We start from the raw sequence: 11,441 nt of genomic DNA on the forward strand, positions 1-11,441 counted from the left end.
TCGTGTTTAGCACTCTCGGGGGGAGAGTGCAAGAAGACCTGGTCAGCGTCGCACGAAATCAGGAACTCGGCTTGAGGCTGATCGACGTCGGAGGGGCGTTGAGCGACGACGAAGGCGCGTTGCTCTGCGAGCCGCCGTCCGGCCCGACCGGGATGTTCGGGGCCGTCGTCTGGCTGCCGCCGCCTCCGCCGCCGTCGCTCCCGAACAGGAAGATCGCGCCCACGATCAGGCCCGCCACGACCACCAGGCCGAGGACGAGGAAGATCCACTTCTTGCCGCCGCCGCTCTTCGGCTGGTGGAACGCACCCGCGCCGCCCGCGGGCATGGGCGGGCGCAGTCGCATCGGGTCGCCGGGTGGGCCGTAGCCGGGCGGCGGACCCTGCGGGGGCATGCCGTGCTGCTGGGGGTAGCCGTAACCGGGCGGCGGCCCTTGCGGCGGCATGCCCTGCTGCTGGGGGTAGCCGTAACCGGGCGGCGGCCCCTGCGGCGGCGGGCCTTGCGGCGGCCCTTGGGGACCCTGCGGTCCGGGCCCCTGACCGTAGCCGGGCTGCTGCTGTCCTCCGTACGGATGCACGGGGGCCCCCTCTCCCTGCGGTGCGCTGTTCTGGTGCGGCCCCTGTTGTACCTGACCAGGACGCTGCGGCGCGGGGATTCCGCCCGAATGGGACCCGGGCGGGCCGGGCGGGGTGTCCGACGTCGCCAGGGGACCGAGCGCGCGGCGCGCGGCCGCGACCATCTCGACGCAGCTGGGGTAGCGGTCCGCCGGGTTCTTCGCCATCCCCTTGCGGACGACCTCGTCGATCGCCGGCGGCAGCGCGACGGCGCGCGAGATCGCGGGCGGCTCGCCGTTGAGGTGCCCCTTGATCACCGTCGGCACGTCGCCCTTGAACGGCGGGCTGCCGGTGAGGCAGGCGTAGAGGACGCACGTCAGCGCGTACTGGTCGGTGCGCCCGTCCAGCGGCTCCCCGCGCAGGTGCTCGGGTGCCGCGTACGTGGGCGAGCCGAGGAAGTCGCCGCCACGCGTCCGGTGCCCGGTCGCGCCGCGCCGGGTCAGCCCGAAGTCGGCGACGTACACGTGCTCGCGCGAAGTCTCCTTCTTGGTCACGAGCACGTTCGCCGGCTTGACGTCGAGGTGGACCAGACCACGGTTGTGCAGGGTGTCGAGGGCGTCCGCGACCTGGTCGAGCATCGTCAGGGCGCGCGCGGGCCCGATGGGACCGCCGGCGATCAAGCCGGCGAGGTCACCGCCGTCGACCATGCGCATGGCGATGTAGAGCATGCCGTCGAGCTCACCGAAGTCGTACAGCGGCACGACATTGGCGTGGTCGATCGCGGACGTGTTGCGCGCCTCGTCGACGAACCGTTCGCGGAACTCGGCGTCGGCCCCGAGGTGGTCACCGATGACCTTCAGGGCCACCTTGCGGCCGAGCCGCACATCCGTGGCCTTGTAGGTCACGCTCATGCCGCCCTTGCCGAGCACCCCGTCGATGCGGTAGTTGCCCAGCCGGCGACCGGTGAGGTCCCCCGACACATCGCCTGTCACGCCCGCAGCCTAACGCCCCTGGTTCGGCGCCTGCCGGGGGTTCGCCGATCAGGAGGGGGCCAAGCTACGAAACCTTCCGTACGTCGGCTGCCTGGCTACGACCATCGCGGCCGGACTGCACTTCGAACTCGACGCGGTCCCCTTCGTCCAAGGTGCGGAATCCTTCGGACTGGATGGCCGAATAGTGGACGAACACGTCCGGCCCCTCCGTGGATTCGATGAACCCGTAGCCCTTTTCCGAGTTGAACCATTTGACGGTGCCGACAGCCACGGCGCCCTCCCTCAGCACAAAGGATCCGCTGGCCCGAGCGGATGCCAGCGGCGGAAGTGTCAATCACGCTACCGGAATTATTCCCCTCGGCAATGGGCAATTCGTCTGAAGATCACGAACCCGAAAGGCGTCTGTTCCGCGCGTGCACGAGCACCGTCCCGGGACCCGCGAAGTCGACGGCGAGCCCTTCGCCGGTGCGCAGCGACTGCGGCCCGCCCGGATCGAGGGCCCGCAACCGGCACTGCACGGTGTCCGGATAGGCCAGCAGGTAGTCCGGCCGGACCGTGACCAGCTCGCCTTTGCCGAGTTCGAAGGCGTCGACCGGGCCGGGCGCGGCCAGCACGAGCGGCCCGGTTCCGCTGTAGTGCTCGAGGAATCCCGAATCGGCGCCGAAGAGCTGCTGCAGCGGCACCCAGCCGGTGTCGTGCCGGACCGACGACGGCCGCACCAGCACCGCGTCGCGGTGCACCGACCAGCCCGTGCCGCCGCCGAGTTCGAGGGGGTAGACGTCGCCGGGGCGCAGCGGCGCGAAGTCGATCCAGCCGCCGTCGGACGGCGCGGTGTAGACGGCCATCGTGCTCTTGCCCGTGCGGACGCCGCCGCGGCCCGCCGGCGCCTCGGTGACGCCGAACCGGCTGGCGAGCAAGGTTTCCGGCGCGGCCCGCACGGCCTCGCCCGGGTCGAGCAGGACGCGGGCGACGCCGAAGCCGGGGGTGTGCCGGGTCTGGACGCGCATCAGCGTGACGGGACGTGGGAGATGATCCAGCTGATCAGCGCGGACGGGTTGCGCGTCTGCGTCATGATCTGGCCGGGGCCGACGAAGTCGAACACGAGGCCTTCGCCGCTCTTCATCGACTGGATGATGCCCTGCGCGACCTTCCGGATCTGGTACTGCACGGTGTCGGCGTACGCGACGACGTGCCCGGTGTCGATGGTGACCATCTCGCCCTGCTGGAGCGTGATGGTCTCGACCGCGCCGTAGCAGCTGACGAGCAGCTGGCCCTGGCCGGTGGCGTGGGTGAGGAAGCCACCTTCGCCGCCCATCAGGTTCTTCACGCCGCCCCATTTGGTTTCGGTCTGCACGCCGTGCGACGACGCGAGCCAGCAGCCGCGGGTGACGGCCCAGCCGGTGCGGCCGTCGAGGGGGATCACCTGGATGTCGCCGGGCAGGTTGGCGGCGACGTCGACCCAGCCACCGTTCGGCGGTGCGGTGAAGGTGGAGATGAAGAAGGACTCGCCCGAGAGGAACGCACGGCCGAGGCCCTTCATGATCCCGCCCTGCGCCTGCGACTGGACTCCCACGCCGTAGCTGGTGGCCATCATCGCGCCGGACTCGACCTGGCACGGTTCGCCGGGCGCCAGCATCAGCCGGGCGACGGCGAACGAAGGCTGTTGACGGACCTGGACCTGCATGCGTACTCCCCTGTGGCGTGCTCTCGAACGACGCAGAGTCTTGCACGAGCCCCACGGGGGTGGAGGATGGTCCGGTGATCTCCGTCGACGACTACCGCGACCGGGTTGCCGCGCTACTGGGCACCTCCCCCGTGACCGCTCTGCCCCTCGCCGCTGCAGCCGGTCTCGTCCTGGCCGAGGACGTGCGGGCCGGCGTTTCCCTCCCGCCCTTCGACAACTCCGCGATGGACGGTTACGCGGTCCGCGCGGCCGATGTCACCGTGCCCCCGGTGACCCTGCCGGTCGCCGACGACATCCCGGCGGGCCGGGTCGACGTCCGGCCCCTCGAACCGGGCACCGCGCACCGGATCATGACCGGGGCGCCGCTGCCGCCGGGCGCCGACGCCGTCGTGATGGTGGAGGACACCGACGGCGGCACGGCGGAGGTGACGATCTCGGCGGCCGCGCGCGAAGGAGCGCACATCCGGCGGACCGGTGAGGACGTCGTCGCCGACAGCATCGCCCTGCACGCGGGCGCGGTGCTGGGCCACTCCCAGCTGGGCTTGGCGGCCGCGGTCGGGCTCGCCGAGGTGCGGGTGCACCGGCCGCTGCGGGTGCTGGTGGCCTCGACCGGCACCGAGCTGATCGACGCGCCGGCCCCGCTGCGCCACGGCCAGATCTACGAGTCCAACAGCGTGATGCTCGCGGCGGCGATCCGCGGCCTCGGCTGCGAGGTCGAGGTGGTCCGCAGCGTCGTCGACGACGTCGAGGAGTTCCGGAAGGTCATCGAGCCCAAGCTGGCGGGCGCCGACCTGCTGGTCACCTCCGGCGGTGTCAGCGCGGGCGCGTACGAAGTGGTGAAGGACGCACTGACCGGGCAGGGCGTCGAGTTCGCGAAGATCGCGATGCAGCCGGGCGGGCCGCAGGGCAGCGGGCGCTGGCAGGGTGTGCCCGTGGTGGCGCTGCCCGGCAACCCGGTCAGCGTGCTGGTGTCGTTCGAGGCGTTCCTGCGCCCGGCGATCCTGACGGCGCTGGGCCACACCGACGTCTCCCGCCGCCGCGTGCGCGCCCGGCTGACCGAGGCGATGGCCTCGCCCGCCGGGCGCCGCCAGTACCGCCGGGGCGTGTTCACCGCTGCCGATGGGGAGGTCACCGGGATCGTCGGACCGCGCGGCGGGCCGGGCTCGCACCTGCTGGCCGCGTTCACGCAGGCCAACTGCCTGATCGTGCTGGCGGAAGATGTCACATCGGCTGCGGAAGGCGACGAGGTGGACGTCCTGCTGCTGTGACCGGGAAGTCGCGCAGCTTCCGGAAGGGCGCCAGGATCGGCAGGGCCGCGATCAGCACGACCGCCGCCACCCAGAGCGTCTGGCGGACGCCGATCGCCTCGCCGAGCACGCCGCCGAGGACACCGGCCAGCGGGATCGTGCCGTAGTTGACCATCGACGCGCTCGAGCTGATCCGGCCGTACAGCTCGGGCGGGCAGTACTGCTGCCGGAACGTCGTGGTCAGCACGTTCGAGCAGACGACACCGGCGCAGAGCCCGAACACCGCGAGGACCGAAAGGACCAACCCCCAGCGCGGGCTGCTCAGCGGCCCCAGCAGCAACATCGGGGCGGCGAACACCTCGCAGAGGAGGAAGGCGCGTGCGGTGCCGAAGCGCGCGCCCATCCGCCCGGCCAGCGCCGCGCCGAGCACCCCACCGGACGCGGCCAGTGACAGGACCAGCCCGACCAGCCCGGGGCTCGCGCCGAGCGTGCGCGAGAGGAACACGATCTGGATCGAGCTGTAGCCGGTGAGCGCGAGGTTCGACACCGCGCCGAACATGACCAGCGTCCGCAGGTAGCGGTCGCCCAGCACGAACCGCAGGCCTTCGGCGATCTGGCTGCGCAACGGCGTGCGCGGCGCCGGAACGACGGTCTCCCGCACCCGGATCGCCCGCACGCACAGCACCGAGATCCCGAAGCTCACCGCGTCCGCCAGGACGCCGCTGACCGGGCCGAACGCCTGAGCCAGCAACCCGGCCAGACCGGGCCCCGCCACCTGCGTGGCCGACTCGCTGCCGTCCAGCTTCGTGTTCGCCGCCAGCAGGTCGTCCGTGCCGACCAGCGATGGGAGGTACGCGCGATAGGCGAGGGTGAAGAACACCTTCGCCACCCCGCCGAGCAGGGCCGCGACCAGCAGGTACGGCATGGTCAGCGCCCCGAAGGCGGCCGCGACCGGAACGCTGGCGAACACCGCCATCGACACCGTGTTGCAGGTCAGCATGACCGGGCGCTTCGGCAACCGGTCGACCCAGGCGCCGGCGGGCAATCCCACGAGCAGCCAGGGCAGCCACGCGACGGCGGTCAGCAGCGCGACTCCGAGGGTGCTCGCCTGCAGGGTGACCACAGCGACCAGCGGCAACGCCGTGCTCGCGACCATGCTGCCGAGCATGCTCGTGGTCTCACCGGTCCAGAGCAGCCGGAAGTCCCTGTTCCCCCAGAGCCCCTTCACGGCTGACCCACCGAGGCCCGCGCGACGAGGAAGACGGGGCGCCGCTCCTGGCCGTCGTCCGGGATCTCCCGATGCGAGTACTCGGTGAACAGCGCGAGGATCCGCTCGTCCAGCTCCCGGATCTCGGCGACGGACATCCGCGCCCAGTCATCCGTGGCGAACGCGCCCGACGAGCGCCAGGGCTCCGGCTGCGAGTCGCGCTGGTTCAACCAGTCCCGGTACCTGGCGGCCTGGTGCTCGAGGTTCAGCTGCTCGGCCGCTTCGGCGACCGGGTCGTCGCGGAAGTCGGACGCCGCCCACCGGATGCCGTCGGACGTGCGGCGCCACCACCGTTCCCGCTGGTCCCGTGCCAGTTCCGGCGCCTCCTCGACGAGCTCGACCGCGGCCAGCACCTTGACGTGGTGACTGATGTTCCCCACCGCCTGGCCGGTCTTCCCGGCGAGCATCGACGCGGTCGCCGGGCCGTCGAGGCGCAACAGGTCGAGCAGGCGCCGGCGCAACGGGTGCGACATCGCGGCGAGCACCTTGGAGTCCCGGATGTCCCGGATGTCTTTCTCGGTCATAACGCACAAGAGTAGTTGTACAAGACTTCTTGTGCAATGTCTCTTGTACGTCTCCTCGCGTAAGCTCCGGCCATGGGTTTCGTGGCATGGGTGATCTTCGGCGCGATCGTCGGCTGGGCCGGGAACCTGGTCGTCGGCGGGCGGGAACGGCGGCGGCAGGGCTGCCTGGTCAGCGTGCTCGTCGGCGTGGTCGGCGCGGCACTGGGCGGGCTGGTCTACCGGCTCGCGACCGGGCAGCCGATGACGTTCGAGTTCGACTTCCCCAGCTTCGGCGTGGCCATCCTCGGCGCCGTCGTGCTGCTGGCGATCCTGCGGCTGGTGAGCGGCCTCGCCCGGCGTCCGAGTGACCGTTGGTAACTTTTGCCGGACAAGCCGTGGTCAGCGGGCCGTCAGCCGCTAGACTGCTTCCTCACGCGCATCTCCCGGTGGCCGGGTGCGTGCGCCGTCGGGGGGCGGATGCACCCGGCCCCCATTTTCCGCCTTCTTCGCCTTCTTCGCCTCGATGACGACGTCGACCGCGTGCAGCGGATCGACGAGCGACGGCACGGGCACCTCGTCGATCTCCCGGCGCCACGCGTCCAGGAGCGCGCGAAGCCGGGCTCCGGGAAGATCGCGGTGGCAGCTCATCGGTCCTCACAGGTCAGGCGGGCAGCGCCCCGAACGGCGGCAACTACTTAGAGTCGTCGGCGAAATCGACCTTGCGTTACGACAAAGCGATCATTCCCACCCTCCGCGGTGACCCCCTCGCGGAGGAGCCGGCAGGGGCGCGCGGACACCCTCACCTGGGGCAGCGGTAGCGTGGGGGCGCCCGTACGCGGCCGCCGGACCCCGGCGCCCACCCGTTCTTCCGACACGAAACCAGGGGACCCGACCATGAGCGGCACCCGGCCGGAGCCCGCCGGCAACCCAGTCGCCCACGCCCTCCAGCTCGCCCGTGAAACGCTGCCGCCGATGCACCCCGCCGGCCGCCCGTTCGTGGCAGGCGGCGTCGCCGCGACGCTGCTCGCGCGCCGGTTCTCCAAGCGCCTCGGGCTCGTCGGCGCGCTGGCGACCGTGGCGACCGCCGCGTTCTTCCGCGAGCCGAAGCGGGTCCCGCCGCCGCGTGACGGCGTCGCGCTCGCCTCGGCCGACGGCATCGTGTCACTGATCGAGGAAGCCGTGCCGCCCGCCGAGCTCGGCCTGCCCGCCGAGCCGCGGATGCGCGTTTCGGTGTTCCTCTCGGTGTTCGACGTGCACGTCCAGCGCGTGCCGGCGAACGGCGTGATCGAGCAGGTCGCCTACCGGCCGGGCAAGTTCCTCTCCGCCGACCTGGACAAGGCCAGCGACGACAACGAACGCAACTCCGTGCTGATGCGCACCGAAGACGGCCACGAGCTCGTCGTCGTGCAGATCGCCGGGCTGGTCGCGCGCCGCATCCTCTGCGAGATCCGCGAGGGCGACAAGGTCGGCGCCGGCGCGACCTACGGCATCATCCGCTTCGGCTCGCGGGTCGACCTCTACCTCCCGCCGGGTTCCCGCGTGCTGGTCGCCAAGGGCCAGCGCACGGTCGGCGGCGAGACGGTGATCGCCGAGCTCCCGGCCGCGCCGCTTTCGGAAGGCTGATCGATGGTCCGTGTGACCACCCCGGGTGTCCGGCTGCTGCCGAACGCCATCACCGTGCTGGCGCTGTGCGCGGGCCTGTCGGCCGTGCAGTTCGCGCTGACCAAGAACTACGCGATGGCGATCGCCTCGATCGGCATCGCGGCGGTGCTCGACAGCCTGGACGGCCGGATCGCCCGCCTGCTCGACGCGACGTCGAAGATGGGCGCGGAGCTGGACTCGCTGTCCGACGGCATCTCGTTCGGCGTCGCGCCGGCGCTGGTGATCTACGTGTGGCAGACGGGCGCCGACCGGATCGGCTGGGTGGCGTCGCTGATCTTCGCCGTCTGCATGATCCTGCGGCTGGCCCGGTTCAACACGCTGCTCGACGACGCCGAGCAGCCGCCGTACGCGAGCGAGTTCTTCGTCGGCGTCCCGGCGCCGGCGGGTGGTCTGCTGGCGATGCTGCCGCTGGTGGCTTCGCTGCAGTGGGGCGAGGGGTGGTGGTCGTCGCAGTACGTCGTGTGGGCGTGGACGGTCGCCATCGCGGCGCTGCTGATCAGCCGGATCCCGACGCTGTCGCTGAAGACGGTCCGGGCACCGGCGAGGGCGATCGCCCCGCTGCTGATCGGCGTCGCCCTGCTGGCCGCGGCGATCATCCAGTTCCCGCTGGTCGCGCTGGTCGCGGCGATGATCCTGTACCTGACGCACATCCCGTTCGCGGTCAAGCGGCACCGCTGGCTGGCCCGGCACCCGGAGGCCTGGACGGTCCCGGCACGCGAGCGCCGCGCGATCCGCCGGGCCCGCTCGGCCCGCCGCCTGGGCCTGCGTCCCCCGCTGCGCCGCCGGGTGGCGGGCGCGGCGATGCGCGCGGTCCGCCTCCCCCGCACCGGCGAGACGGTCCGCACCCCCCGCGGCAGCCAAAACGGCCAGGGCCCGCGGCGCCGCTCCTGGCGCCAGATCGGCCTCCGCCGCAAGTAAGCCGTGTCGTCCCTCCAGACACGCGTGTCGTCCCTCCAGACACGCGTGTCGTCCTTTCAAGCACGCGTGTCGCCCCTCCGAGTTCCGGCTCAGGCGTGATCCAGGGGGCATCAGCCGTGCTCCGGCGGACATCTCGCGTGCTTGAGGGGACGACACGCGTAATTGGGTGGACGACACGCGTGCTTGAGGGGACGACACGGTTCGGTCGGGACATCGGCTCCTGCGGGACGGCCGGATCGCTAGGGTGAACGCGTGAGCCACCCGCAGATCACGCTGACCGTCCGGCACACGCCGTCCGCGCTGGACACGCGCCGCGGCGTTGTCCGGCTGCATCCCGAAGTCCTCGACGCGCTGGGCCTGCGGGCCTGGGACGCCGTCCACCTCACCGGGGCCCGGGTGAGCGCCGCGCTCGCCGCGCCCGCCGACGAGACCGGGATGCCCGGGGTGGTGCTCACCGACGATGTCACGATGTCGAACCTGGGCGTCACCGAGGGCTCGGAGATCGTCGTCGCGCCGGCCGACGTCGCGGCGGCCAAGACGGTGACCGTCGCGGGGTCGCGGCTGGCCAGCGTCTCGCTGAGCCCGCACATGCTGCGGCTCGCCCTGATCGGCAAGGTGCTCACCGTCGGCGACGCCGTTTCGCTGCTGCCGCAGGACCTCGCGCCGCAGCCGGGGTCGGACCCCGCCGGTCTGCGCGGCCAGCTTTCGCGGGCGATCGGCGCGACCTGGACGAACGAACTGCTCACCGTCACCGCGACCGAGCCGGCGGGCACCGTGGCGGTCGGACCGTCCACAGTGGTCACCTGGCGGGACGGCGCGCGGCCGGGCACCCCTGAACCGGCGACGCCGCGGACGGCGACCGCGCTGGTGCGCACCTCCGCCGTGACCGCGGCCGAGGAGTGGATCGACGCCGAGATCGTCGAAGACGAGGTCGCGGCCGAAGAGGTCGCCGAACCGGCCGTGCCGCTGGCCGACCTGATCGGCACCGAGGCGGCCGCGCGCAAGCTCGCCGAGTGGTTCGACCTGGCCTTCCACCGGCCCGAGCTGCTGGCGCGGCTGGGCGCGCCCGCCCACCTGGGCGTCCTGCTGTCCGGCCCGGAGGGCGTCGGCAAGGCGACGCTGGTGCGGTCCGTTGCGCACGAGGCCGGCATCCGCGTGCTGCCGGTGGCCGCGCCGAACCTCGCGGTGCTGGACCCGAACGTCGCCGTGGCGCGCCTGCGGGAGGCCATCCGCGCGCCGGAGGGCCCCGCGGTCCTGCTGCTCACCGACGTCGACGCGCTGCTGCCCGCGACGACTCCGCCGCCGGTGGCGACGGTCGTGCTGGAGGAACTGCGGGCGGCGTTGCGGCGCGAGCGCTTCGCCGTCGTCGCGACGACGGCCCGTGCGGAGTCGGCCGACCCGCGGCTGCGCGCCGCCGACCTGCTGGACCGCGAACTCGGCCTGGCCCTGCCGGACGCGAAGACCCGGCGGGAGCTGCTCAACGTCCTGCTCCGCGACGTCCCGCTCGACACGGGCATCGACTGCGGCGTCCTCGCCGAGCGGACGCCGGGCTTCGTCGCGGCGGACCTGATCGCGCTGCGCCGGGACGCGGCGCTGCGGGCGGCGCTGCGCCAGCGCGACACCGACGAGCCGCGCATCTCGCAGCAGGACCTGCTGGACGCGCTGGCGACCGTCCGGCCGGTGTCGATGTCCACTTCGGACAACCTGGCCACCGGCGGGCTGACCCTGGACGACGTCGGCAACATGACCGACGTCAAGCAGTCCCTCACCGAGGCCGTGCTGTGGCCGCTGCGGTACCCGGATTCGTTCGCCCGGCTCGGCGTCGAACCGCCGCGCGGGGTGCTGCTGTACGGGCCGCCCGGCGGCGGCAAGACGTTCCTCGTGCGGGCGCTGGCCGGCACCGGCGCGCTGAACGTCTTCGCGGTCAAGGGCGCCGAGCTGATGGACAAGTGGGTCGGCGAGTCCGAACGCGCGGTGCGGGAGCTGTTCCGCCGGGCCGCGGAAGCCTCGCCCGCGCTGATCTTCCTGGACGAGATCGACGCGCTGGCCCCGCGCCGCGGCCAGTCGTCCGACTCCGGTGTCGCCGACCGCGTGGTCGCGGCGCTGCTCACCGAGCTCGACGGGGTCGAGCCGATGCGCGAAGTCGTCGTCCTCGGTGCGACGAACCGGCCGGAGCTGGTCGACCCGGCGCTGCTGCGGCCGGGACGGCTCGAGCGCCGCGTCTACGTGCCGCCGCCGGACGCCGGGTCCCGCGCGGCGATCCTCGCGGCGACCTCGAAGAACACCCCGCTGGCCGACGACGTCGACCTCGCCGCGGTGGCGTCCACTCTGGACGGTTACTCGGCGGCCGACTGCGCGGCGCTGATCCGCGAAGCGGCGTTGACGGCGATGCGCGAGTCGCTGGAGGCTCGCGAAGTGACGGCGGCGCACCTGGAGGCGGCCCGGAAGGCGGTCCGGCCGAGCCTCGACCCGGCCCAGCTGGCCGCCCTCGAGGCCTACGCGAAGAACCAGGCCGGGGAATGAAGAAGCGGCCGTCACCTCGCGAGGACGCCGATCCTACGTCACCACGCCGCTGCAGACCGAGGTCGTCCTCTGGGTGCCCGACCTGCGCATCCGC

Annotated in this window: 12 protein-coding genes; 5 read left to right on the plus strand and 7 right to left on the minus strand. The window is 72.5% G+C overall.

The genetic code is table 11. The annotated features are described in order from the left end of the window. Positions 1-58: 58 nt before the first annotated feature. From AB0M80_RS25190 to AB0M80_RS25205, 4 genes are all read right to left on the minus strand, one after another. Positions 59-1,543, minus strand: a complete 1,485-nt coding sequence (locus AB0M80_RS25190; RefSeq protein WP_364569377.1) for a serine/threonine-protein kinase — start codon at positions 1,541-1,543, stop codon at positions 59-61. Positions 1,544-1,607: 64 nt separating this feature from the next. Beyond that, a complete protein-coding gene (locus AB0M80_RS25195) occupies positions 1,608-1,814 on the minus strand; it encodes a cold-shock protein (RefSeq protein ID WP_003085446.1) in 207 nt (68 codons plus the stop codon). 112 nt (positions 1,815-1,926) lie between these two features. Beyond that, positions 1,927-2,550: an AIM24 family protein gene (locus AB0M80_RS25200; protein WP_364569380.1), complete on the minus strand. Its 624-nt coding sequence runs from the start codon at positions 2,548-2,550 to the stop codon at positions 1,927-1,929. Next, positions 2,550-3,227, minus strand: coding sequence for a TIGR00266 family protein (locus tag AB0M80_RS25205; RefSeq protein ID WP_364569383.1), 678 nt, complete (start codon positions 3,225-3,227; stop codon positions 2,550-2,552). The genes AB0M80_RS25200 and AB0M80_RS25205 overlap by 1 nt, the downstream gene beginning before the upstream one ends. Positions 3,228-3,301: 74 nt before the next feature. On the opposite strand from AB0M80_RS25205, the gene glp reads away from it, so the two are divergent. Continuing rightward, complete coding sequence (gene glp, locus AB0M80_RS25210; RefSeq protein ID WP_364569386.1) at positions 3,302-4,495, plus strand: gephyrin-like molybdotransferase Glp; 1,194 nt, start codon at positions 3,302-3,304, stop codon at positions 4,493-4,495. Here the strand turns inward: glp and AB0M80_RS25215 are convergent. Beyond that, the gene (locus tag AB0M80_RS25215) at positions 4,449-5,702 is read right to left on the minus strand and encodes an MFS transporter (RefSeq protein ID WP_364569388.1); all 1,254 of its coding nucleotides are present in this window, start codon (positions 5,700-5,702) and stop codon (positions 4,449-4,451) included. The two genes, glp and AB0M80_RS25215, sit on opposite strands and share 47 nt — an antisense overlap. Beyond that, on the minus strand, positions 5,699-6,265 hold the full coding sequence (locus tag AB0M80_RS25220) for a helix-turn-helix transcriptional regulator (protein ID WP_364569391.1): 567 nt from the start codon (positions 6,263-6,265) through the stop codon (positions 5,699-5,701). The genes AB0M80_RS25215 and AB0M80_RS25220 overlap by 4 nt, the downstream gene beginning before the upstream one ends. Before the next feature lie 72 nt (positions 6,266-6,337). Here AB0M80_RS25220 and AB0M80_RS25225 point away from each other — a divergent pair, with 72 nt between their 5' ends. After that, positions 6,338-6,622, plus strand: a complete 285-nt coding sequence (locus AB0M80_RS25225) for a GlsB/YeaQ/YmgE family stress response membrane protein (protein ID WP_364569394.1) — start codon at positions 6,338-6,340, stop codon at positions 6,620-6,622. A gap of 39 nt (positions 6,623-6,661) precedes the next feature. On the opposite strand, the gene AB0M80_RS25230 is transcribed toward AB0M80_RS25225, so the two are convergent. Then, on the minus strand, positions 6,662-6,892 hold the full coding sequence (locus AB0M80_RS25230) for a hypothetical protein (protein ID WP_364569397.1): 231 nt from the start codon (positions 6,890-6,892) through the stop codon (positions 6,662-6,664). A gap of 246 nt (positions 6,893-7,138) precedes the next feature. Here AB0M80_RS25230 and AB0M80_RS25235 point away from each other — a divergent pair, with 246 nt between their 5' ends. From AB0M80_RS25235 to AB0M80_RS25245, 3 genes are all read left to right on the plus strand, one after another. Beyond that, the gene (locus AB0M80_RS25235) at positions 7,139-7,867 is read left to right on the plus strand and encodes a phosphatidylserine decarboxylase (RefSeq protein ID WP_364569400.1); all 729 of its coding nucleotides are present in this window, start codon (positions 7,139-7,141) and stop codon (positions 7,865-7,867) included. Between the two features lie 3 nt (positions 7,868-7,870). Further along, positions 7,871-8,824 carry a CDP-diacylglycerol--serine O-phosphatidyltransferase gene (gene pssA, locus AB0M80_RS25240; RefSeq protein ID WP_364569403.1) on the plus strand — a complete coding sequence of 318 codons (954 nt, stop codon included), beginning with the start codon at positions 7,871-7,873 and terminating at the stop codon, positions 8,822-8,824. A 252-nt stretch (positions 8,825-9,076) separates the two neighbouring features. Next, positions 9,077-11,347: an AAA family ATPase gene (locus tag AB0M80_RS25245; RefSeq protein ID WP_364569406.1), complete on the plus strand. Its 2,271-nt coding sequence runs from the start codon at positions 9,077-9,079 to the stop codon at positions 11,345-11,347. The last annotated feature ends 94 nt before the right edge of the window (positions 11,348-11,441 follow it).

This window comes from Amycolatopsis sp. NPDC051045, assembly GCF_040682955.1.
Taxonomy (GTDB): Bacteria; Actinomycetota; Actinomycetes; order Mycobacteriales; family Pseudonocardiaceae; genus Amycolatopsis.

Bases quoted from the DNA above. Each gene is read 5' to 3' on its own strand.
- AB0M80_RS25235 (WP_364569400.1), top strand. From the start codon at position 7,139: ATGAGCGGCACCCGGCCGGAGCCCGCCGGCAACCCAGTCGCCCACGCC.
- AB0M80_RS25220 (WP_364569391.1), bottom strand. From the start codon at position 6,265: ATGACCGAGAAAGACATCCGGGACATCCGGGACTCCAAGGTGCTCGCC.
- AB0M80_RS25230 (WP_364569397.1), bottom strand. From the start codon at position 6,892: ATGAGCTGCCACCGCGATCTTCCCGGAGCCCGGCTTCGCGCGCTCCTG.
- AB0M80_RS25225 (WP_364569394.1), top strand. From the start codon at position 6,338: ATGGGTTTCGTGGCATGGGTGATCTTCGGCGCGATCGTCGGCTGGGCC.
- AB0M80_RS25205 (WP_364569383.1), bottom strand. From the start codon at position 3,227: ATGCAGGTCCAGGTCCGTCAACAGCCTTCGTTCGCCGTCGCCCGGCTG.
- AB0M80_RS25200 (WP_364569380.1), bottom strand. From the start codon at position 2,550: ATGCGCGTCCAGACCCGGCACACCCCCGGCTTCGGCGTCGCCCGCGTC.
- pssA (WP_364569403.1), top strand. From the start codon at position 7,871: ATGGTCCGTGTGACCACCCCGGGTGTCCGGCTGCTGCCGAACGCCATC.